This is a genomic window from Phocaeicola sp. GP0067 (assembly GCF_031119655.1).
Classification (GTDB): Bacteria; Bacteroidota; Bacteroidia; order Bacteroidales; family Bacteroidaceae; genus Phocaeicola; species Phocaeicola vulgatus.
In genome coordinates, this window is record NZ_JAVHZY010000003.1 from 13,510 (window position 1) to 37,727 (window position 24,218).

Annotated in this window: 18 protein-coding genes; 9 read left to right on the forward strand and 9 right to left on the reverse strand. The window is 43.0% G+C overall.

Annotated features, from left to right (window positions below; genetic code table 11):
- Nucleotides 1-31: 31 nt before the first annotated feature.
- On the reverse strand, nt 32-628 hold the full coding sequence (locus tag RE317_RS03215; protein WP_151849449.1) for a DUF3575 domain-containing protein: 597 nt from the start codon (nt 626-628) through the stop codon (nt 32-34).
- Between the two features lie 291 nt (nt 629-919).
- Between RE317_RS03215 and RE317_RS03220 the strand changes: the two genes are divergently transcribed.
- Entirely contained in the window at nt 920-1,795 is an 876-nt protein-coding gene (locus RE317_RS03220; RefSeq protein WP_151849448.1) for an AraC family transcriptional regulator, read from the forward strand.
- A gap of 217 nt (nt 1,796-2,012) precedes the next feature.
- Here RE317_RS03220 and RE317_RS03225 read toward each other — a convergent pair whose 3' ends face one another.
- Nucleotides 2,013-3,215, reverse strand: a complete 1,203-nt coding sequence (locus RE317_RS03225) for a tyrosine-type recombinase/integrase (RefSeq protein WP_195588852.1) — start codon at nt 3,213-3,215, stop codon at nt 2,013-2,015.
- 752 nt (nt 3,216-3,967) lie between these two features.
- Between RE317_RS03225 and RE317_RS03230 the strand changes: the two genes are divergently transcribed.
- Genes RE317_RS03230 through RE317_RS03250 form a run of 5 tightly spaced genes read left to right on the forward strand, consistent with a single transcriptional unit; the run spans nt 3,968 to nt 12,341 of the window.
- Nucleotides 3,968-7,306 carry a SusC/RagA family TonB-linked outer membrane protein gene (locus tag RE317_RS03230; RefSeq protein ID WP_151849446.1) on the forward strand — a complete coding sequence of 1,113 codons (3,339 nt, stop codon included), beginning with the start codon at nt 3,968-3,970 and terminating at the stop codon, nt 7,304-7,306.
- A 42-nt stretch (nt 7,307-7,348) separates the two neighbouring features.
- Nucleotides 7,349-8,890, forward strand: a complete 1,542-nt coding sequence (locus tag RE317_RS03235) for a RagB/SusD family nutrient uptake outer membrane protein (protein ID WP_234168298.1) — start codon at nt 7,349-7,351, stop codon at nt 8,888-8,890.
- A 36-nt stretch (nt 8,891-8,926) separates the two neighbouring features.
- The gene (locus RE317_RS03240) at nt 8,927-9,976 is read left to right on the forward strand and encodes a putative zinc-binding metallopeptidase (RefSeq protein WP_151849445.1); all 1,050 of its coding nucleotides are present in this window, start codon (nt 8,927-8,929) and stop codon (nt 9,974-9,976) included.
- Nucleotides 9,977-9,980: 4 nt separating this feature from the next.
- Entirely contained in the window at nt 9,981-11,252 is a 1,272-nt protein-coding gene (locus RE317_RS03245; protein WP_303266144.1) for a DUF4302 domain-containing protein, read from the forward strand.
- Nucleotides 11,253-11,264: 12 nt separating this feature from the next.
- Nucleotides 11,265-12,341, forward strand: a complete 1,077-nt coding sequence (locus RE317_RS03250; protein WP_303266145.1) for a BACON domain-containing protein — start codon at nt 11,265-11,267, stop codon at nt 12,339-12,341.
- A 1,271-nt stretch (nt 12,342-13,612) separates the two neighbouring features.
- On the opposite strand, the gene RE317_RS03255 is transcribed toward RE317_RS03250, so the two are convergent.
- The 7 genes from RE317_RS03255 to RE317_RS03285 form a co-directional block, all read right to left on the reverse strand.
- The gene (locus RE317_RS03255; protein ID WP_151849442.1) at nt 13,613-14,065 is read right to left on the reverse strand and encodes a copper resistance protein NlpE; all 453 of its coding nucleotides are present in this window, start codon (nt 14,063-14,065) and stop codon (nt 13,613-13,615) included.
- Between the two features lie 76 nt (nt 14,066-14,141).
- A complete protein-coding gene (locus tag RE317_RS03260) occupies nt 14,142-15,158 on the reverse strand; it encodes a hypothetical protein (RefSeq protein WP_008781907.1) in 1,017 nt (338 codons plus the stop codon).
- Between the two features lie 45 nt (nt 15,159-15,203).
- The gene (locus RE317_RS03265; RefSeq protein WP_303266146.1) at nt 15,204-17,540 is read right to left on the reverse strand and encodes a TonB-dependent receptor domain-containing protein; all 2,337 of its coding nucleotides are present in this window, start codon (nt 17,538-17,540) and stop codon (nt 15,204-15,206) included.
- 92 nt (nt 17,541-17,632) lie between these two features.
- The gene (locus RE317_RS03270) at nt 17,633-17,941 is read right to left on the reverse strand and encodes a hypothetical protein (protein ID WP_195399624.1); all 309 of its coding nucleotides are present in this window, start codon (nt 17,939-17,941) and stop codon (nt 17,633-17,635) included.
- A 185-nt stretch (nt 17,942-18,126) separates the two neighbouring features.
- The gene (locus tag RE317_RS03275) at nt 18,127-18,990 is read right to left on the reverse strand and encodes a pirin family protein (RefSeq protein WP_060386379.1); all 864 of its coding nucleotides are present in this window, start codon (nt 18,988-18,990) and stop codon (nt 18,127-18,129) included.
- Between the two features lie 146 nt (nt 18,991-19,136).
- Nucleotides 19,137-19,727 carry a YceI family protein gene (locus RE317_RS03280; protein ID WP_060386378.1) on the reverse strand — a complete coding sequence of 197 codons (591 nt, stop codon included), beginning with the start codon at nt 19,725-19,727 and terminating at the stop codon, nt 19,137-19,139.
- A gap of 98 nt (nt 19,728-19,825) precedes the next feature.
- Entirely contained in the window at nt 19,826-20,461 is a 636-nt protein-coding gene (locus tag RE317_RS03285; RefSeq protein ID WP_060386377.1) for a hydrolase, read from the reverse strand.
- 352 nt (nt 20,462-20,813) lie between these two features.
- On the opposite strand from RE317_RS03285, the gene RE317_RS03290 reads away from it, so the two are divergent.
- The 3 genes from RE317_RS03290 to RE317_RS03300 all read left to right on the forward strand — a co-directional run bounded on the left by RE317_RS03290 (nt 20,814) and on the right by RE317_RS03300 (nt 24,073).
- A complete protein-coding gene (locus RE317_RS03290; protein WP_151849439.1) occupies nt 20,814-21,701 on the forward strand; it encodes an AraC family transcriptional regulator in 888 nt (295 codons plus the stop codon).
- A gap of 537 nt (nt 21,702-22,238) precedes the next feature.
- Nucleotides 22,239-23,156: a DMT family transporter gene (locus tag RE317_RS03295; protein ID WP_303266200.1), complete on the forward strand. Its 918-nt coding sequence runs from the start codon at nt 22,239-22,241 to the stop codon at nt 23,154-23,156.
- 353 nt (nt 23,157-23,509) lie between these two features.
- A complete protein-coding gene (locus tag RE317_RS03300) occupies nt 23,510-24,073 on the forward strand; it encodes a 6-carboxytetrahydropterin synthase (RefSeq protein ID WP_151849437.1) in 564 nt (187 codons plus the stop codon).
- The last annotated feature ends 145 nt before the right edge of the window (nt 24,074-24,218 follow it).

Below are 24,218 nucleotides of genomic sequence, written 5' to 3' on the forward strand. Positions count from 1 at the left end.
AAATACAGGAAAGGGAACGATATGTGAACAGCTACTTTAACAGGTAGATAATGGAAATAGCAGCCTTGGTGGGGCCAATGTAATCCGAGCTACCCATGCCCAGCTTCTTACCACAGGTGGTACACTTGTACTTGTCATAGCGGGCGTGTATATAACCGACACCTAACGAGGCCTCCATATTGAAACGGCTGGAGATTATCCATTGGTAGCCAGCACTCAACCCGCCCCCCAGAAAATATCCCTCGTAACGATGCTTGCTCATCTTTCCATCCCCATTCTGCAGGACAAATGGGATATTAACACCTCCAACGTTCATTTGCCCCCCATGCATGTGAACTCCGAAGAACCAGCCGTTGAAGACATCGCATGTCCAGTAGCGAAGCTCGGGCTGAACCAGCCAATGACTGATTTTTTTCGTCCTGTAATGGGAGGAGGTAGCATCCTGAGTGTAGAAAAAGAAGTTCATCCCGACCTGGGTGTCCAATGTCCATTTCCGGCCTATTGAGAGCTCAAGGGAGAGATTGGGAGTTTTCAAGGCGTCATAAGCCAAATTGTTCTTAAGGGCCACTTTCTGAGAAAAGCCCTCCACTGAACAACATAAAAAAACAAGAAGAAAAAAATACTTCATAATACCATTACTTTTACTTTATTAGTCAACATTATCCGGCATAAAAATGAATGCGGGAACCCTCCCGTCCGCAATTGTCTTTTTCATGACCTCAACTTTATCTCTTTAATTATACATTCTCACTATTTCCACTCTCTCCCATAGAGAGTGGAAAATATGAAGCAACAAGCAAACGGGATACGTATATAGGTACCTAAGGGTGTCCGGAGTGAAAGCGAAAATGATTATTTACTATATAACTATTTGAATGTTAATGCATAGTCTTTACATTCGAGTTTAAAAGCAGAAACAATGAAGCTATTTTACTTGACGGAACACACATCGTGTTATAATTACTTCAAATTTATAGAGGAAGGATTCCGGTACTATAAATTTGACACAGGGTTGAATCATGAGGAAAAACTGACAAAAGATTGTATCCTGTTTGTTGTGAAAGGAAGTTTATGTATTTCGTATAGAGGACACGAAATGCTTGTCCGAGAAGGAAAAATGATCTTTTTTTGTCGTGACAGTCTCTTTAACACATATTCATTGGAACCGTGTGAAGTCGTGGCGGCTATATTTGAGGGCGGGATATGGCCATGCCAAAAGGCTTCTTTCTCTGAGTTGTATCACCTGAAAGATATAGTTGAATATAGCATGGAACCTCTTGAAATAAGAGACCGGCTACATAAATTTCTTGGACTTCTGATATGCTATTTGGAAGACGGAGCGAACTGTATTCATTTCCATGAAACTAAACTCAGGGAACTTTTTTGGAATATTCGTTTTTATTATTCCAGGCAGGAACTGGCTCTTTTTTTCTATACTATTATAGGCCGGTCGCAGGATTTCAAGAATAAAGTTTTAAACAGTTGTGGAAAATGTAGGACAGTGAAAGATATGGCGTCAACCTGCAGTATGTCTTTGTCCGCCTTTAAAAGACAGTTCATGTTGGAATTTGGGGAAGCCCCGACTGCATGGATGCAGAAACAGCTGTTGGGGGAAATAAAGTACAAACTTTCAGTTACAGATCTACCGTTGGGGACCATCGCCAATGAACTGGAGTTCTCCTCCCTTGCGTATTTCTCCAAATATTGTAAAAGATGTCTCGGATATTCTCCCACAGAGTTAAGACAGAGGATGAAAAGCGGACAAAAAAACGCTAGAAAAGAACGGGAAGAATGAATTTGCAAAATATAGAGCCAAAAAGGAAACAACAGTCTGAAGCTACTTACCTAACTTTGCAACGCTTTCATGAAAGGTAAAAAATGCACCATTTTTATGTATGCCATAAGTGTTGCTTCATATTTTCCACTCTCTATGGGAGAGAGTGAAGATGTGAAAGCAAATATATGGATTTTTTCATAAATAATGCATCATAAATAAAATAAATATAAACTTGTCATACAATAATCTCAGCTATTTGATTATTGACCTCATCAAGTACGGAACGGTCCAGATCCTTCAGATAGATACGGGTCGTCTCCTCCGACATATGCCCCAGGCATTCTCCTATAATATGGACTGGAATACCGTGTTCTTTGGCTATAGTGGCCCATGAGTGGCGCGCGGCATGGAGTCGTAATGGAGTTGACAGTCCAAGAGAGCAGGAGATTTTCTTTAAGGCATAACGGATCTTGTGATAGGCATTTTTATATCCTGCATATGGCTCTTGCTCTTCTGTAAATAAAGGAAAGACATATTCTCCCACGACATGTTCGTATCTGGTCAGAATCCGAATGATTTGCCGGTTCATCCCAACTCGCATCAACTGTCCGGTTTTATGGCGTCGATAACAAATTTCGTCTGGAAAAAGATCTGCTTTTTTCAGTAGTGCAATATCAACGAATGACATTCCGCGAGTATAAAAACTGAACATGAAGATATCCCGTGCAAGAGATGCCGTACTTCCCTCCTCCAGTTCCAGTCTGGATACTTTTTTAATTACCTCCGTTTCCAGACACCGTTTGATGGTTTTCTCAGTTTTAAAATGTACCTCACGAAACGGGGAAGGCAGTTCCAACCCCATCTCCCGGCAACCTTTCCGGTAGAGAGCCTTGATGTTATGCAGGTAAAAACAGATCGTATTCTCACATACTCCCGAAGCGAGCAATTGTTTGTGATACCTGGTGATCACCTGGGATGAGAGTTTGTTGAATGGAAAATCTCTGCTGCCTAAAATTTTTTTCATCGAGCTCAGGCTGGAATTGTATGCGCGTGCCGTTCCCTCATGCCCACTTTGGCGAAGCTCCCTTATTTTATCGGAAGTATAGGAATAAAAGCCAGTGTCATGTGTCAGCAAGCCATAAGTCTTGAATACATCCTCTATCTCGTAAATACGTAATTTCTTTTCTGTCATAGAAACAGACTTTAACAATGTTCTTGAGATCCCCTCACATTTACTATTGATTCTTCTGATAAGTTCCGGGTCGCTTTTTCCATCGTTAATGACGCGTCCCATGGTCGGGTCAAACAGGCTTTCCGCAATGCTGAAGCCTGTATAAACAACTTTTTTCTTTCTTTTGTGAAGCACCTGTACGACCAACGGGAATCTGCCGTTTTGAGTTCTTCTTCCTTTTACTAACACTGTTTTAACTGTTGCCATAAGTCTTAAAATATTAAATGTTATCTTCTTGTCTCACCTGTTTTCAGCAAGGAGGCTACAAATTTATATACATCAATGATATTAAACTAGGAAAGTTTATTCATCCTGTCGGAATCATTGGAAAGATGACAAGTTACAGTCTGTGAAAGGTTCTGTTGTCTTCTCCTGAAAAGAGGCATATGCTGAACAGTACCCCATAACTTACCAATCAGACATGACATATCCGAATCCACATTTTGGGGTGTTCAGAAACAGTTTCTGTTTCCTCTGCGGGGAAACTCTTGCTTGACTTTGCAAATATGGTTTATATCTTCTATACTTTAATGGATAATGCTCCGAATATCATATAGAATGCCGAAACGTTTTCAGGTATACCGGGGAATAGCCATTGGTGGATATTATGGACAATAAACTTACGGTTAAAGATTCCCGATAATCAATAGCACCATGTATGCCATTTTACCGAGATAATTATCAAAAGAATATACCGTCTATATATGATAACAGACAATATGTTTTATATTTAAGACAAAATACATATAATCTTGTTTTTACTATATGTTTTTTAGAATTATTTAATTATGTTCGTACCAGTTATTAAATTTTAAAGCAACAGTCCTTAAAAATATGAAAACTCTCGATTTTTATTAAAAGCCGGTTTGTATGCCGGGCTGTATCACTAATCCTCTGTTGACATTTACAGTTCCGATACATTTATCTGTATCACAGTACTCACTTAAATATTAATACTTATGAAACAAAAACTAATCTTGTTTGTTTCCTTCCTTTTTTGGGGAATAGGAGTGGCATTCTCCCAAATAAAGGTGACGGGAATTGTTGTTGACGAACAGGATGAGCCCGTTATCGGTGCGACCATCCAAATCAAGGGAGACAAATCAAAAGGGACCATTACTGACATTGATGGGAAGTTTAAAATCTCGGCACCACAAAATGCACAGCTGGTAGTTTCTTTTGTCGGCATGCAAAGTGAGGAGGTAAAGGTTGCCCCAACAATGAAGATTACCTTGCATGCCAGTTCCGAGATGCTTGAGGAAGTGGTGGTCACCGGTATGGTTGCTACAGACAAACGGTTATTTACCGGTGCGGCAGATAAACTCTCCGCTTCAGATGTCAAAATCGACGGCATGGCCGACATTAGCAGGGGGCTGGAGGGGCGTTCTGCCGGTGTGTCCATCCAGAATATTTCGGGCACCTTTGGTACAGCACCCAAAATCCGTGTGCGTGGAGCTACTTCCATTTATGGGAATTCCAAACCGTTATGGGTGGTAGATGGTGTCATTCAGGATAATGTGGTTGATGTCGGTGCGGATGATCTTTCTTCCGGTGATGCCGTTACCCTGATCAGTTCGGCCATAGCAGGGCTGAATCCCGACGACATAGAAAGCTTCCAGATTCTGAAAGACGGATCCGCCACATCCATTTATGGGGCTAAAGCCATGGCTGGAGTAATTGTGATCACAACCAAGAAAGGCAGGCAGGGAAACAGTAGCTTTTCCTACACCGGAGAATTCACGACCCGGTTGAAACCCAATTACCGGACTTTCAATATCATGAACTCTCAGGACCAGATGGGCATCTATCAGGAACTTCAGGAGAAAGGATGGCTGAATTTTGCATCCGTATACAGGGCCAGCAGCAGCGGTGTCTATGGAAAGATGTACCAGCTTACCCACTTTTACAATCCTGTGACGGGACAGTTCGGGCTTTCCAATACTCCGGAAGCGAGAGCTGCCTATTTGCGGCAGGCTGAGTTCAGAAATACGGACTGGTTTGATCTGCTTTTCAGCAATTCACTGATGATGAACCATTCCGTCAGCATGGCCACAGGAAGTGAGAAGTCCTCATCCTACATCTCATTGAGTGTGATGAATGATCCGGGCTGGATGAAACAGAGCAAGGTGTCACGGTATACAGCAAATTTGAACAATACATATAACATAACAAAGCAACTCTCATTCACGGGAATCGCCAATGCCTCTTACCGCAGGCAGCAGGCCCCGGGAACATTGGGGCAAAGCAGTGATGCCGTTTCTGGTGAGGTGTCCCGTTCTTTTGACATCAATCCTTATTCATATGCCCTGAATACTTCCCGCACGCTGGATCCAAAACTTAATTATATGCGCAATTATGCGGACTTTAATATCTTTAATGAACTGGAAAATAATAATATTTCCTTGAATATCGTTGATTTAAAATTCCAGGGAGAATTCAAATGGAAGCACAAGACAGGAATCCAAGTCAGTTTTCTCGGTGCATTGAAGTATTCCTCCGTATCGCAGAACCACCAGATAAAGGATATGTCCAATCAGGCTCTTGCATACCGTGCCATGGGGGATGCCACTATTATAAATGCCAACTCATGGCTTTACAAAGATCCGGAGAAACCGAATACTTTGCCACAGAGTGTTCTTCCCAAGGGAGGCTTTTACAATAAGAACGAGTATAAAATGCTCAGTTATGACTTCCGTCTGGCGGCTACCTATAACCGGGAGTTTAATGAAACCCATATTCTGAATTCCTATGCGGGAGCTGAAGTGAATTCTCAGGAACGCAGCAGTGACTGGTCCGAAGGCTGGGGAATGCAGTATGACAACGGTGAACTTCCATTTTTTGATTATCTGGCCTTCAAAAGAATGCGGGAACGTAACACGAATTATTATGGTGTGAGCAATACGGTCAACCGTCAGATCGCATTTTTTGCTACAGGAACCTATTCATACAAGAGAAGATACACGTTGACCGGTACGTTGCGTTATGAAGGCAGCAACCGTCTGGGTAAGGCCCGTTCCGCACGCTGGTTGCCTACATGGAATGTGGCGGCAGCCTGGAACATGCACGAGGAAGAGTTTTTTAAGAAACTGCAACCTGCTTTCTCGTACCTGACCCTGAAAGCCTCTTATTCGCTTACTGCCGATGCCGGTCCTACTTGGGTGACAAACTCACGCGTTGTCATCAACAGTTACAATCCATGGCGTCCTTCTGCCGGTGTGGCAGAGTCCGGCTTGAGAATATCCGATTTGGAAAACTCATCCCTTACCTATGAGAAAAAACACGAATTGAATATAGGCGTGGATATGGGATTCTTGGATAACCGTATAAATCTGGCAGCCGACTGGTATAAGAGAAACAATTTTGACCTTATAGGGTGGACCAGTACACAAGGCGCAGGAGGACAGGTCAACCGTATGGGGAATGTGGCTTCCATGAAATCACACGGTTTTGAATTTACCCTTTCTACCAAGAATATAAAAAACAAGGGGTTCGAGTGGAGTACCGATCTGATTTTCGGCTTGAGCAAGACGGAGGTGACGGAACTCAACACCCGCTCCTTCATGTTTGCTCTCATCTCAGGAAGCGGGTTCACACGGGAAGGGTATCCGCACAGGGGGCTGTTTTCCATTCCGTTTGTAGGGCTGGATGAACAAGGCTTCCCTATATTTGAAATTTCCGATAAGAACAATCGGAAGGTGTTGGTGGATAAGAACAATTATGGCACGTTGAATTTCCAGGAGATGGAACATTTGGATTTCCTCAAGTATGAAGGCCCCACCGATCCTACTATTACGGGAAGCTTTGGAAATATATTTTCAATTAAAAATTGGAAATTGAATGTGTTCGTTACTTACTCTGCAGGAAACAAAGTGAGGTTGGATCCTGTCTTTAGGAGTACATACAATGATCTTGATGCGACTCCAAAGGATTTTAAAAACCGTTGGAGGGTTCCAGGTGATGAGAAGAGGACAAATGTTCCTGTCATCTCTGCCCGCAGGCATCACCAGTTGTACTCCAACCTGAACTTAGGGTACAATGCCTACAACTACTCGACAGTCCGTGTTGCCGACGGTGGATTTGTCAGAATGAAGGAAATCTCTCTGACCTACTCCCTGCCGGGTTCTCTGCTTGAAGGAAAATTGTTGAAGTCCGCTTCCATAAAGGTTCAGGCTACCAATCTGTTCCTGATTTATTCTGACAAGAAGCTTAACGGCCAGGATCCTGAATTTTTCCGTTCGGGAGGAGTGTCGGCTCCCGTTCCCAAGCAGTTTACCTGTACGCTGCGTTTGGGATTCTAAAACATAAGAAAAACAAGTATTGATTTAAAAATCGATTTTCAAATGAGAAAAGTATATTATATGGTTTGTATGCTCGCCGCATTGTCTGTCATAATTTCCTGTGACGATTTTTTGGACAAGATGCCTGATAAGCGGGCCGAGATCAACAGCAATCAGAAGATCAGTGAACTTTTGGTATCGGCCTATCCCAATGTCGATCCGATGATGATTTATGAACATCGTACAGATAATGTGATGGATAACGGCCGCAGGTTTGGAGAACCGGAACGTATGATTGTCGAGAATTATTTTTGGGAAGACATCAGTGAGACGGATTGGGATGCCCCCGAAGCGTTGTGGAACAGTTGTTACGGTGCGATTGCAGCAGCCAACCAGGCCTTGGATGCTATCAGGAAACTCGGACCTGACCTAGGGAATGGCCCGCAAAGGGGAGAGGCTCTTTTATGCAGGGCTTATGCTCACTTCTTGTTGGTCAACACATTCTGTCAGCCGTATTGTAAAAGTTCTGCAAGTTCTGATATGGGAATTCCTTATGTGGAAGAGCCTGAGACAGTTATCGGAAAACAGTATGACAGAGGAACGGTCGCTTCCGTATATGAAAAGATTGCCCGTGATATAGAAGAAGGCTTTCCTTTGATTAATGACAACTCTTATGCGGTTCCTCTCTATCATTTCAACAAAAGGGCCGCAGCGGCTTTTGCATGTCGTTTTTATCTGTTTTATGGCAAACATGAACAGGCTTTGTCATATGCTGGAGCTGCTATTGATGAGGATCCTTCCTCTTCTCTGCGAAACTTGAAAAGTTATACAATACTGACACAATCGGGTGAATGGCGCGACAGGTTTATCAGCAAGGATGAGCCGGCCAACCTGCTTTTGGTAGCATTGCGGTCCAGATGGGGACGAAACTATACAACCCAACGGTACGGAAACTCCGACAATATAGTGAATCTGTTGATTTACCGTTCGAGTGGTCCGTGGGGAAAAGCCTTGGCGGATTTTGACTTGCTTTTCCACATTTCGGGATATCCTGTCAAGTCACAACCGAAATACAATGAGATATTCGAGGTGACGAACGAGACCGCACAGACCGGACAGCCCCACGTAGTGCAGATGGCGTTTACAACAGATGAAACGCTGTTATGCCGAGCCGAGGCCAATGTCATGTTGAAGCAGTACGATGATGCGGCAAGGGACCTCTCTTTCTGGTATGTCAAGAAAGGGGGGAAAGAGGCTTCAGTTTCTGACATTGTTGATTATTATACGACCAGAGAAACGGCCGACAAGCAGGCTCTTGCCAAAGGGGAACTGAGTCCGTGGCTCTTGCTGGTAAAACCATTCAATGCAACATTCCCCGTTGAAGATGGAGTGCAAGAAAAAATGCTCCAAGCTGTATTGCACGCACGGCGTATTGAAACAGTATTCAGCGGTTTGAGATGGTTGGACGTACGACGCTTCGGCATAGAAGTGGTACATAATGTGGAGGAGAAAGAGCCGGTTGTATTACCTGCCGGAGATCTTAGGAGAGTGATACAGTTACCACAAGCGGTAACTGCGGCGGGACTGCCTGCGAATCCCCGATGATTTTCTATTAATAACCTAAAAAAGAATAAATAAATAATGAATAAATTGATATACATTTTAATGGGCATCGCAGTTGCGATTCTGTTCTCTTCATGCGGTCAGGAGGAACTGGACCATTCAAAGAGTATTTTTGACACCTCCTCAGAAGTTAAGAGTGAGTTTGACAAGTGGTTGAACAACAATTATGTGGAAACATATAACATTGACTATAAATATCGCCTGGAGGATATTGAGTCTGATTTCTCCAAGAATTTGACGCCCGCAGATCTTCTGCAAAGCATGCGTCTTGCAAAAATCATAAAGCATGTCTGGCTGGAATCCTATGTGGAGGTGGCGGGTATAGACTTTATGAGAAAACATGCCCCGGCCATCCTGCACATAGTAGGATCGGCCGCATGGAATGGAGATGGAACAATCACGCTCGGCACGGCCGAAGGTGGACTCAAAATCACTCTCTATATGACAAACTGGTTGAATCCCAAGGATATTGCTAATATGAACAAATGGTTCTTCAAGACCATGCATCATGAATTCACCCATATATTACAACAGGATATCAATTATCCGCAGGAATACAATCTGATCAGTGCCGAGGACTACCGTCCTTCAGGATGGCACAACAGGCATGAACTTGCAGACTATGCCAGTCTTGGATTCATTACGGATTATGCCGGCAGCATGCCCGTAGAGGATATAACCGAAGTCACATGTTGTTATGTGACCTTTACAGATGAGGAGTGGAATGCCGTATTCGAAGCGGCCGGTGAACAGGGACGTGCCAAACTGAACCAGAAAGTAGGCATAATGAAGCAGTATATGCTTGAGGTTTGGAAAATTGATATGGACCGGCTGAAAGCGGTAGTGCGCCGCAGGATGAATGAAGTGATACAGATGGAACTGTTGGAGCCCGAATGGCTCCCGGTTCCTGCAAACAGCCGAGCTACAACCAAGGCTGCATTCCAACTGCTGGAAGAACAGTTGCGCGGACAATGGGCACATGCCTTGGAGGAGATGGACCAGCATCCGGACCGCTGTCATATCCATAATGCTAATTTGATTAATATTTTACAACATGACAATAAGTAAGACCATGAAAAATAGATTGTATATGCAGCTTTTTCTGCTGTTGGGTATATGCGCTCTCGTGTCTTGTAAAACTGAAATTGATGACTATTTCGACAGTTCTGCATCACAGCGTATAGAAAATGAGATCTTGAAATATAGAGAATTGCTCTCTTCCCCTCAATACGGCTGGGCTATGGAATATTTTCCCGGAGGCACCAATCAGGCTTTTGGCGGTTATGCCCTGGCCGTCTCTTTCTCACAGGACGGGTATGCCACTTTTCTTTCCAGTTTGTCGGATGATGTGGGCAAGTCGGTGACAAGTCTTTATTCCTTGAAGAAGGATATGGGGGCAACCTTGAATTTTGATACCTATAATGAGCTCTTCCATTATTTCTCTGACTCAGATATCAGTGACGGTGACGGGCAGGGAAAAGGACTTCTGGGAGACTATGAGTTTATTTTACATTCGGCCACAGAATCCGAAATTTTAATGTATGGGAAAAAGCATGGTTCTGCCATACATATGTATGCCTTGAAGGAACCGGCAGAGGTATATCTGCAGAAAGCCAAGGAGAATCGGATGAGTTACCAGAATATTGCCGCAGTCAGCGGATTGAAAGGCACCTTTGCAGGTAAGCCTGTCACGGGTGATGTGATAACTTCCCAATATTTCATGCTTACCCAAGGAGACAAGCAGACAAAATTTTCCTTTATGTTTACCGACAAGGGAGTCAGACTGTATGCGCCAATAGAACTTGACGGACAGAGAGTGGAGAAACTTGTATGGAATGCTGATGAAAAGACATTTTCCAGTCTTGATGGAACCACGCGACTGGAATTGATTGCCGATCCTTTGGGCTTGAGGGAAGAACAGCTCCTGGGTGAATATGCATTGTCTTATACCGGTAAGAAAACGGATGTTTCTATCAGCAAACAGCCCAATGGAGGTATTCTGATGAAAGGGCTTCCTTTTGATGTAAGGCTTACTTATAATTCCAAGAAGGGAGCGCTGGAACTGAACAGCCAGCAGTTGAAAACCTCTCCGGATATACGGCTGGCCATATGGTGCTCGCAGTTGGGGAATCTGACGTGGGGCACTGGTTATGGTCTCACTACCCGCTGGAACGGGGATGATGAAAACTTTGTCCTTGAGCTGGTGGATAATGGATATGAATGGTTTGTCGGGGGCAAAAGGATCTATGCCGATGCTTTTATACTGTGGAATACGGCAGGTGGAGAATACAAGGGGTATGGTGATTCCCGTTTTCAGAATTTAAAACTGACTAAGAAGAAATAGGAGGGAAATGTTATGAAAGAAAAAAAATATAGTTTGTCTTTATTCAGCTTGTTCATGACCGGATTGTTTTTTCTTTTTTCATGCTCGGATAAAGGAACTGAAACAGAAGACAATCAGTACTTTCAGGTCGTACGGACCGATACAGATATAGATTATACAGGGGGGAGTGTTGTGATACAGACCAATGTGGATGGAGTGGAGGCACATTCCAAAGATGCCTGGCTGACGTCCGAGGTGTCGGGTTCCCAGGTGCGCCTGACAGCTTCAGCCAATCCCGGTTATGAGTCAAGGACGACAATGGTTCTGCTGACTTATGGAGATGAAACTCAGCAGGTTCCGATAACACAGCTGGGTATCATATCCATTGTAGATGTTTATTCATATGATTTTCAAGAGCATGGGGGAAGCAAGGGCTTTTTATGGAAAACAGATCAGGAATATAAAATAACGGGTGTTGACCCTTCATGGCTCTCTTATGAAATCAAGGATGATTCTATTTATTTTAAATCAGCCGCATTAGGAATATACGATGATACACGTTCCTGTACGGTAAATATCACAGCCGGCACTTATTATAATAAAGAAGTGGTGTTCAGACAGGTGGCACCACCTCTTTCTTACGAATTGATTCCCGGAAACTATACATTGGAATATACCAGATGGGTTGGTTCTGAGAAACTCAGAACAGATGTGAAATTGGTTGAAAAGGAGGCAGGAAGAACCTTTGTTCTTAAAGGGCTGGCTTTTGACATTACTGTCCTGTTTGATTCCGGACAACCGGGAATAGCCATCAAATCACAGTTCCTTCAAAAAGCAGACGGTCAGGATGTATGGTTGGCTGCGTGGGAAGGACAAGGTAGAGGACAGCTGTGGCCTGATAGCAGATTCGGTGTGATGAGCCGGTGGAATGGTGACAAAAAAAATATTGAATTCACAATGATTCCTGATGGGGTAATTGATGAAACTTGGCAAGATGATGCTGGTAGTCCTGTCATAACCAGAGGGTTTATTCTATGGGGGAAGAGCGAATATACATCCGGTGGGGAAAGCCGGCTGATCAATATGAAGTTCATTAAGAAGAACCAATAAAGTCTTGTTTATTGGGGTGGAACAGTCTTTCTCACAAGGCATGTTCCACCAATTTTATTAAATTTGATACGTGCGGTGTATTTAACCTGAAACTCCAGTCCGGAGGGTTCTATTTGTAATATTTCATAGCATATCTGGTCTCTTTACATGAAAATAATATGGATCGGCATCAAATAGGAAACAGGACTGTGGATAAATGTATTCTGATAGGAGGCTTTTATCCTCAACATCACCTTTTGTCCGTCTTTAGAATAGGCTTGACAATGAGTGATTCACAAGCGGCAGTGAGAAATAAAATTATGTGCATATTTTGCAACCGTTATCAGAGTCTCTTTGAATGTTTTCCAAAATTTTATGAGCCTGTTGATAATCGATGGAAATCATAACGTATTCTTGATGTGCATTTATATTTGCAATACTATACCAGATGTTATGATAAATAATGTAAGAGAGCTAAAAAACTCATCATGACATGAAGTATATAATCCCGACGCCGTGTTCCTTATTGTTTATTATAAATAACAGACAATATGTTGTTATTCTCGGATAAGGACAATAAAAATCAATACCAATTACTTTTATTTGTATTATCTTTGTACAGATCAAATAGTTAAACAGTCATTTAAATCTCAAGACAGAACGGGATTATCAAGAACTTTGTTGTGAAACAAAATTTCCCAACCTGTTTTTTGGCAGTGTTTACATGTTGTAGTAATTCCAGGAAAGTCCTGTATGTATCCCCTATGCATGGACTTTCCTTTAGTCGGTTTAAGATTTAACATGTAGTGACCTGATGTTCATCGGATATTTAATTTTTGACTGATTGCGAATGTTTTTGTCGTGAGACAAAACATGCTCCGTTCATTTGTATGCTAACACTACAAACGAGTCCTTTGGGACTCGTTTGTTTTTAGAAAAGAACATGAAATCGTTTATTCTCTTCCTCTAAACATACTAAAGACCATATAATAAAACAGAAATAGGCAATGATAGCCCCTAATTAAGATATTGTATTCTGATACTCGGTGTCTGCTGAAATCTGACTGCCAATACTGTTTCCTAAGGATATATTACAGCATATTCCACCACATTCGTTTTCAATCCGATATCCTTGAGTGTTTAATGACATGCAGCCGTTCGTGCGGACTGTTCTTTCTTTAGGGTATGTCCCATCTTGATTTATAAAAACAGAAAAAAGATGAAGAACTGATTGGGCAGGATATGCGGTCAATTCTTCATCATTAGCTCCGGATGCAATTATGCAGTATCCTTTATTGTCTTTTCAAAATATAATGTTCAGCCAATTCACTGCCGTTGAGCGCTCCCAGACTGTCGGACAACGCGACTGAACCATCGAGAATTTTATAGAATGTCTTCTTCCCGGAAGAGGGAGTTACCAGTTCTATGATGTTTTCACCCACAATGTTATAAATGCCACTTTCTTCAAAGACGCCATCCTTCCTTCCCAAATATTCACTCCGCAGTTCGTAGGTTGTATCACTGTTGATTTTCAGTGTTGTCCTGATACCACTGCAATCGGCGCAGGGTAATGTGCCCTCATAAGTCCCATAAAAATTCTTATTTTTGGTATTGACTGTAGTGGTGGCCATAGTAGCGCTTTCTTTTTCCTGTTGTGTAGTTCTCTTCTGTGATCCGGTACAGCCTGACATTGACGTTATTATGGCTGTTGCTACCAATAAAAGATTGAATCTGTTAAATCTCATAATTCCGAATGTTTAATAAATTAAATATTATAAATCTTTAAATCAATCTGTTGTGGTTATACTCCTTACAAGAGACCTATAGCCAGATAGCCCCTCCTTCAGTATCTCCCGCCTTATAGGTATAAGTTATGAATTCCTCAAGCGCTTCTTTCCATGTAAGGTTGAAGGTTTTCATAATGGAATGCACGGTACGGTTGCTTTCTTCATCAAGACTATCTTCTTCGATTTGGTTAACATCTGCATCCGGTTCTATGTCAAGATATTCATCACGACTCCAGAATACCACTATAGGAATACTTAAGTTGATATCCCATGTGCCACGCTGGATCAATATTCCGGAAGGCTTGTAGAACGGATCAAAAGTACCAGTTTCCGGATTGGTCTTGGATTTGTAACCGTGATAAAGACGAATTTTCAAGTCAAATTCCTTACGATCTTTCAAAAAACGGATGACACCTTTCAACCCGACAGGATTGCTTCCTCCTGTTATTTCAGCCTCCTTGTCATGTCTGGTCTTGTCCCAAGGGGTAGTATCTACATAAAGATAGTCCACTAATTTTTGCGGATCATTGTCATCAGCTTCCGGCTGCCCGTCAAAGGTGGGTTTTACATTTTCTGGTGTAAAGAAATGTTGATGTATTTTATCCTGTCCATTTTCTATAAACTGGTTATTCATCAACTCTCCCTTACTATTGTAGTAATAAATAAACATCAGATAAATAGGGGCTGGAGTAAAGTTGTCTCCATTTTTATATTCTCCGTTTTTCTGTACGTAGAACTTGTTTTGACTGCCTTCGGCAAGTGTCCAGCCCTGACCGGTCTTCAGTTCGTAGGTTATTTCTTGAATACGTTTCATGTGTCTGGCTGGAGATTCCGGATTCTGATGAGGACCACCGACTTTCTGTATTTCATTCCAATCTGCATGCAAGTGGCATTCCACAAGACGGATTGTCATTTTGGAAGGATCTTCATGCAATTTGTTTTTTGTCTCATTTTCAGGAATCACAGGATCTTTGCTGCATGAATTAAATAATAAGGTAAAAGATGCCCCCATCAGGAGCATTAATGCGATTTTACATACATTTGTTTTCATTTTACTTGTAATTAAATAGGTTTGTTGATTATGTCTCGTTATAAGTCAAAAGCTCCAACTCACTCCGCAACGCACATCGCGCCCCATGTCGTGCGCATAGTAACGCGAACGGTTGGTGTATTCTTTATATTCTTTGTTCAGAATGTTGTCTACCGATATCATGAACCGTAATATGTGTCCACATCTTACGGGACATTCCAGATCCACATCGGCTCCAAAAAGATGGTATGCCGGAGGAGTGTACGGGATAAGATCCGTATCCGGGTCAAACCGGGTCTGTTTTGCCACGAAACGGTGCCGGACACCCAGACGCAACCGGAAATGCGACCGGGTTCTGTGGTTCCATGAAAGCTCATGGTTGAGACGGAAAGGGGGGATATAGGGAAGATAATTTCCTGTTGTCCGTTCGTTTGCCCGTATAAAGGAGGCGGTCAGATGGTAATCCCATGAATCTGCAGGCATGAAGTGAAAGTCAAAATCCATTCCGCGGAAGAAAGCCGGGGTCTGCCTGTATTGGAATATAGGATATGCCCCTGAAATGACAGTAATGTTCTCTTTTTGGGGCTCATCATAGATATAACCGCTTATCCATTGCAGATAACCGTCCGCATGGACGCTGAACACCTTGCCACTGTAACTGATAGAGGATATCCATTTATAGCTTCTTTCGGAATTCATGACCGAATCCCCTCTGACAAACATTCCTGATCCGAGTTCATTCCCATTGCTGTACAGCTCATACACGTGGGGGGCCCTCCAGGCCATCCCGAAATTGGTGGTAAGTTTCCAGTGTCCGGAAAAAAGGTGATGGGCTCCCAGACTGTATGATATGTTATTGAACTTTCTTGTTCCCCCATAGGGATTTCCAGTCCAGTCATAGCCGCTGGCACGGGTTTCCTGCCCGTCAAAGCGAACACCCGCTTCAACTCCTCCCTTGCTGTAATTATACTTTCCAATGCCATATATTCCTGCCTGTGTCTCCGTGTAATTGGGAATAACAGGAACAACACCTGTCCCTGCCCGGCTGTGATTGTCTATGAACATGATTTGTCCCCCAATCTCCGTTTGCCATGAATTATAATTCCACTTCCACCGGAGGGAGTTTTGAAATGAATACAAGTGCAGGGAAACAGCCGGGATGTCGGATCCCAGGCGGCGGATACGTTTTTCCTGCCGGTCATCCTTCTGCCAGGAACCCTGCCAGTAAAGATTTCCAACATCACACATGCTGAATCTTATTTTGCCAACGGCTGTCTGATGGGTGACCTCCTGATATGGATATGTGATACTTCGGGCGAAAGGGTCCGTATGCAGGGGACGTCCCAGCCGGATACGTTCCGCCAGCAGATCCTCACTTCCCATCTGGGCACTGAGCATTACCCCCATGCGGTTGTAAAAGCGGCTGTAGAACCCTTCTATTCTTAAACGGCCATGATCATAGCCGAGTGAAGCGGAGGTATGCAATTCCCTGGTTCCGGTATTGTTAAGAAGATAGTTCGCGGTAGAACGGTCTCCTGAATTCGAGCAGGTTCCCTGTACACGCCAGGCAATGTCACGGAGAAAAGGGAAGGTTCCCTCCATCTGTCCGGTAAGGACAAAACGGCGTCCGTTACTGCCATAAAGCATGGATCCCTTTCCTTTTAAGGACTTTGTCCGGAAAGGCAGGGCGGCCTGTTCCATGATAATAATCCCCCCCAAAGCCTCTGAACCGTACCGTACCGCATCGGATCCTTTCACCACCTGGATGGAATTGCTACCGTTCATGTCCACTTCCGGAGCATGATCGGCCCCCCATTGCTGCCCTGTCTGGCGGGTGCCATTGTTGATGATCAATATCCGGTTGCCATACATCCCCTGGATGACGGGTTTGGCTATTGCCGTCCCCGTACTGATGGAGCTTACACCACTGACCTGTTCGAGCAGGGCACCCAGGGAGGTCCCCAACGCATGATTGATTGCAGGGGATGGGATTTGCCCGCTCACTGCATTCCGGGTTATTCCGGAACGTTCACCGATAATGATGACTTCCCCCAATGTCGTCATTTCCGGAGAAAGACGTATCGTATAGGTGTTCTTTCTTTTAAACACATCCTTCAAGGATATATATTGAGATTTATACCCCAGACTCTGTACAAGGACTGTATCTGCGGAATTCCTTGAAGGAATAGTTACCGTTCCTTCGGATAAGCTGACAAGCACCTGCCCGCCGGCTAATACACCGGCTCCTTCAATAGGGTTTCCGTTTTCCCCGTCTATAATCAGCAGGGTCCTGGTTGTGTCTGATCGTTGCCGGTATTCCTGTGCATGCATATGTGCAGAAAATGCCATATACAGACAGGTAAGGAACAGACACACATATCGGAAATATGCATGAAATGTCATATTTTATAAAAGCGTTATAAATTGTTCAGGATAGTCAATAGGCATAAGAGCCCTTTACATGTCATCACATAGTGCATGTAATCCATAGAGAATTATGACATTCGGACAGGAGGAGCGCGAAGAGACAAAAGGAGAATTGTAGCAGTGACGCCCTGCTCCTCCAAAATAAGATATTTAACAGGCTTTACAGTCAAGGTATGGGTGTACTCCAAACTTTCCGCTTCGGTAAATAAGGATAAAGTGAAAAGACAGATAGCACATTTATCTGCTGAATCGTGATGAGGGAACTGTTGCCCGTCATGAATACATGCACGCTCCTTATGAACATGAAAGGCTTTCACAAAAAAGAAAGGCATCATGCTCAGTAACAGCAGGTATGCTACGGCTGTTCTATTTTTCATTATTCCATCCATATTACAAAGATAGTGGATTATATAGCTTCACACAATACCTACAAATAGGTATTTTTCGTTTTTTTTATATGGTCGGCAACGGCATGGAATATAACCACAGCCGTCATAAGCCTACCATACATTTTATATCCGTTCATCCGGGGGAGACGGTTGCCTCAGTAAAATAATGCCGTTTATTTGATGAATGTTCCATTTCTTAATTCTCTAAAAGCTTCCTCCAGTTCCTCCCGGCTATTCATCACTATGGGACCTCCCCAGACAATAGGTTCTTTCAGGGGAGGAGCCGACAACAAAAGGAAACGTGCGCCTTCCGGTCCGGCTTTCACCTCTACCGGTTCGTCCGTATCTTCTCCAGGAACGGGAACAGAATATAATATGGCACAACCCTTACTTTCCGCAGATTGCTGTCTCACTTCGGGGAAAAGCGAGCCTTCCAGCAAATAGAGAAATAGGTTTTCATCATCGCGTGCTTCGTTGTACTTCCATGAGGCGTCAGCGGGCAAAGTTACATCCAAATATGTTATCTGAACATACGAATTGTCCAGAGTCCCCCGTATCCCCCGGTGGCTGCCTGATAAGATCCGGACGGTTGCCTTGTCGGACATCACCACCGGGATGTCATCCGGAGCAATGTCCCTATATGCTGGTGGAACCATTTTTTTTGCAGCAGGTAAATTGACCCACAGTTGGCATCCGAGCATCCTTTCTGATGGCTGCGGCATCTCCTTGTGGAGTATTCCTGAACCGGCTGTCATCCATTGGCATCCCATGGACTGGATCACCCCTTTGTTTCCCAGGCTGTCCTCATGCTCCATTGTTCCGCTGACAAGATAGGTTATGGTCTCTATTCCGCGATGTGGATGCCAGGGAAATCCCTTTATATAATCCTGCGGATTGGTGGAGTCAAAACCGTCAAGCATCAGAAACGGGTCAAAGTCCACCACCGTCTGCTCTCCCAATATCCGGCGCAGATGTACACCTGCCCCGTCAACAGTCTTTCTTCCTCTCACAATCCGTGTCACTTTTCTTTTTTTCATATTGTTGTCATTTTAATATTAATTGTTTTTCAATCCATGAAAGAATGGTTTGTAGAATATAATTATCCCGAAGCGGATTTTCTCCGGAATATATAATTAAGTTGGTATCGCCAAATATTTCTGATACAGATGCCGTCTGCTTTTGACTATATATCCAATTCACCCTGCCTTGGTGAGAATTCACAGTCGACGACAACATGTACGTTATCCGAGATCATAGTCGGAATATATTTGGAACCTAGTTGGAAGTCCGAGCATCTGATCACACCCTGGAGCCGAAAACCTGCCGTCTCTTTACCGGACACCGGACTTTCCTTTCTGCCAATTAACATCACGTCAAACCGCACCTTTTTAGTAATTCCGTGGAGAGTGAGCTCTCCATATATCTCCCCTTTATCTGTACCGAGCATCTTCATTTCCGTACTTTTAAACACCATCATGGGGAATCTCTCCACATCAAAGAAATCGGATGAGCGCAGATGTTTATTTCTGGCTTCCACTCCTGTGCTCACACTTGCCGTCCGGACTTCCACCCGGATATCCGTATTCGTGCAATCACCATTCTTCTGCCTTACGGTAATGTCAAAGTCTGAGAAATATCCGCTGACAAAGGAGAGCCCCGCATGCTTCACTTCAAAACCGATACGGGTATGTTCGGGATCGTCAGTCCACATGACTGTCTGCGCATTGATACTAGCGGCTGTCATAAACAATAGGAACAATAAAATATTTTTCATAAACTGGATATTTCAGGAAGGCGGATGTTATTCTTTTATACAAAGGATAACATCCGTTTTCATTCTTTTATAACTGGATGCTTTTTTTGTCTGTTATACTATTTTTCTTTGAGTGTTTCCACAAAAAAAGATCCGTTATCCAACAGCCCTTGGAAGAAAACAGGAACGGTTTCTTTGCGGTTCCAGTCCCTTTGCAGTTCACAGATATACTGGGTTACGGAAGTCAGCCGAACTCCGGCCTGCTCCATCCGTCTGAGGGCCGTTTCATGAGCCAGCCTGGATGTTCCGCCGACAGCGTCAACAATAGTATATACTTCATAGCCCTCTTTCAAAAGATCCAAGGCTGGAAAACAGAGACAGACCTCTGTCCATAGCGCACAAACCACAAGTTTCTTTCTGCCCAGTGCCTTGACTGCTTCCTGGAACTCCTTGTCTTCCCATGAATTGACAGAAGTCCTGTCAATCTCAGGCTGCCCCGGAAGGGCCTTCTTTATCTGGGGGATAGTAGGCTGGTTAAGACCGGTGGCAACATTCACAGTAGTCAAAATAACAGGGACATTGAACCCTTTGGCCACACGGCAGACATTGGATATATTTTCCACCAGTTCCCGTCTGTCCATGGAAGCTATGGAATGAACCTGTATGGGCTGATAATCGATGACTAACAATGCGGAGTTTTCCGGTGTCAGCAAATGATCCGTCTTAGGATCTCTGATAGGTTTAATACTACTCATTACTTTATATTTTTATAGTTAAACAAATTGAGATAGCGGCATGCACAGACCTCCATCTCGGTTTACTGATTGCAAAGGTAGTAAGCTTATGCTAGACCTTCTTGTTCTTAAAAGAACAAAACCTGGTTAATTACAACACTTTTTGCAGCCCGACATCTTTCTGATGGTGCCGGTGCCATCATTTTCCAACACTTACACATATTGCTTCATGTATAGTTCGGTTTTTTGTATATCTGCTCTTTTCTTTGTATCTTGCTGCCCTTTTCCATATCCGCTCATTGGATGTCAGGCTTTTATCCGAGTTTACAGATGAAATGGTCATTTAAAAAATATATAGAAATAGTTAGTGTTTATGGAACATACGAAAGAAAAATTGTCGGCTCTGGTGCGGGAAATGCAGACAGCCACCACATACAATAAAGGAGTTTATATCCTGAACATTGAGTTTTTTTTAGACAAGTACAATAATGAGATGTTCCGTGCCGGTGCTTTCTTTTATATACTGGTGGAAACCGGAACGGCAGAATTTGTAGTTGACTGTCATTCCTATATTGTAGGAAAGGGGGACATGCTTCTTGTCGCTCCAAGAATGTCTATAGAGTTAATGAAAAAAAGTTCCGACTTCGGTACATGTGGTCTATGCATGGAGCCTTTCTTTTTTGACTCCCTGTCCATAGGAAACTATGTATACAAACAGCTTTATAACAGCAGCCATACGACATATGTTTTACGGCTGGAGGACAGCGATACCGGACATATACGCAAAACGCTGGACCTGATGTCCCACTACCTTACCTCCGACCATCCTGCGGAAATGGCTGGCTCGCTGGTCAATTTCCTGTTACTGCAAATAACGGAAATCTTCCACAGCCAAAATGTACATCCTGCCGGACGAGTCAGGCGTTCCGATGCTTTGTTCCGTCTTTTTAGAAAGTTGTTGGCTGAGAATTACAGGAAAGAACATGAACTTCAGTTCTATGCCGACTCCCTTCACGTATCCCAGACCTACCTGTCAAGAGTGATACGTCAGGTTTCTGGAAAAACAGTGAATAATTATATAGCGGAAGCACTTTATACGGATGCCAGACGCCTGCTGGTCTTTACGGATCTGACTGTAAAGGAGATTTCTGAACAATTAGGCTTTTCAGACCAGTCATCCTTCGGGAAATTCTTCAAAAAGAAATCAGAGACATCTCCTGCAAACTTTCGTGACGAATATAAAAAACTCCACAACTTGTAAAAGTGGATGCCGTATAATACACGTACAAGTTGGGGAGTGAAACAGGAAGGCCTTTCCACGCGAAGGACCCCCTCTGGAATATGGATACGGAGCGGAACATGTTGACAAGGAGGGATAACCTCATAATTACCGATAATTTTTCTTTTAGGGATACAATCAGACTTCCCATTCTAAGTTTCGATAGGTTATGTATTTCTCAAGTCTATTAAAGCAGACAATATCTACTATATTTGAGACATATTTTGAAAACACCTGATCTCATCCGTATTTGCCTTTCATTATTTTATTATTTTCACGCCGCTTTAATGTGAATATGTTAAAGTCTGTTCCCTATTCTTTACATCCGGCAAACTGTATGGAAGTATAAATAATATTCTTCCGGGCCTTATGTTTTGAACAGGTGTGGATTGAAAAGCCCGTTGTCATACAGATTGGTATGGATGGAAGTCCGTTCCAAGGAGCCGGGATATCCAGCTGGATATGTATCAATTTGACTGTAAGCAAAAAAGCATGTACATCAGAATTAAAAATATTTTAATTGTAATGAAACATATATTTTATCATCTGACCGCTGTTATGGTCGTCGTGGTATGGGGAATGACTTTTATTTCCACCAAGGTTCTAATAGTTCATGGTCTGTCTCCTCAGGAGATTTTCCTATTCCGTTTTTTGCTGGCTTATGCTGCAGTGTGTCCTATCTCCTTCCATCGTTTTTTTGCCCGTAATCTGAAAGATGAGCTATGTCTGGTGGGTGGCGGAGTATTGGGTGGTTCCCTGTTTTTCTTTTTACAGAACATGGCTCTGGGGCTGACACAGGCTTCAAATGTTTCTTTCATCATATGTACGGCCCCATTATTGACAGCTGTTCTGACCGTATTGTCCGTTCGGACGGAAAAGGTCTCAAGAGGCTTCATATACGGATCTATTATCGCTCTGTTGGGTGTAGGCTTGCTGATATTCAACGGAAGTTTCATTCTTCGGATATCACCTTTGGGAGATTTACTGACTCTTCTGGCTTCCCTGTCGTGGGCGTTTTACAGTCTTGTTATTCGGAGTCTCACCCGGAAATATTCTCCGGCTTTCATCACCAGAAAAATATTTTTCTATGGCATAATAACAATTCTTCCCACTTTCCTTTTTCTGCCCTCATTGACAGATCCTGCTGTATTGCTGGACAGTGAAGTGTGGAGCAATCTCCTTTTTTTAGGTGTCATAGCTTCGTCTGCCTGTTATCTGTTGTGGAATATTGTCGTAAAACAACTGGGGACGATACAGGCATCCAACTATCTTTATCTGAATCCTCTTGCCACAACGGTCGGGGCGACTATATTCCTGCATGAGGAAGTGACCCCAGTTGCGATAGTCGGAATCGTCTTGGTTCTCTCGGGCGTATATCTGGCTACCAGAAACTCCCGTCCTCAAAACTGTACTGCTATAAAAAAGCAAGCGGACTAAATTCTGTTTATTTTATTATTACTATAATCATATGCAGATCACACTTGGTGATAATTTTGAGTTTCCAACAATGTATTGTTTGTGTTGTAATTAACCAAACACGGTTCCATTTGGAACATGGAGTAATAGTCACGATTTCCGAACTTTGCATATGACAATTAATATAGATAACGAAGATTATTTCAGGAAGATATTAATTTAATATTATTAGCCTCTAAAAGCTTATAGATCAAATGCTGATGGGAGCTGGTTCTTTCCGTTGGGGATAATCTGATATAGAAGTTCATTATAATAATATTCATAGCTTTTGTCGCTGTGAAAATAATAACCAATAACCAATAACCAATATTAATATGAGAAGTATAACAAGATTTGATTTACAGTATGCACACAGATTTTATGGCTTTCGAGGAGAAGCCCAGTATCTTCATGGGCATACCGGTGTTCTGACTATTGAAGTGGAGGATACTATAAATACGGGAGTAAATATGGTATATCCTTGTAATGAAATCCAGAAAATAGCATGGAATGTGCTGAAAAACTTTGACCATGCTTTAATTCTCAGGGAGGACGATCCGCTTTTACCCGCAATTCTTGGGGTATATGAAAAACAAGGTATCAAGAATGGAAATCCTCAAAACACAATGAAGGGTGAGGCTTTCAAGACCGAGTTGGCCACGGCATACCCTGACGCGCGTCTTGTGGTGACAAAAGAAACCATGACTGTGGAGGGCATGATAAAGATCGTATACGCTCTTCTTAAAGACAAACTGAATATAGCGAAAATTACATTCACAAGCGGAGTAAATGCAGCTTCTGCTGAATTTGTTACAAAAAATAAGATTCAACGCTGTCCTCTTTGTGGTGTTGCACTGAATGAGGAAGGTATATGTCCTAAATGCGGATACAGGAAATAAATCATATCCGGTAACACAGTCCAATGATGTTGGACTGTGTTACTTGTTTTTTCTTGCCATATTCATGAACATAAAATAAAGACATGGTGAGATTATAAAATAGAGCAGGGAGGAATATAGTAATAGTAATAGATAATGGATGTCA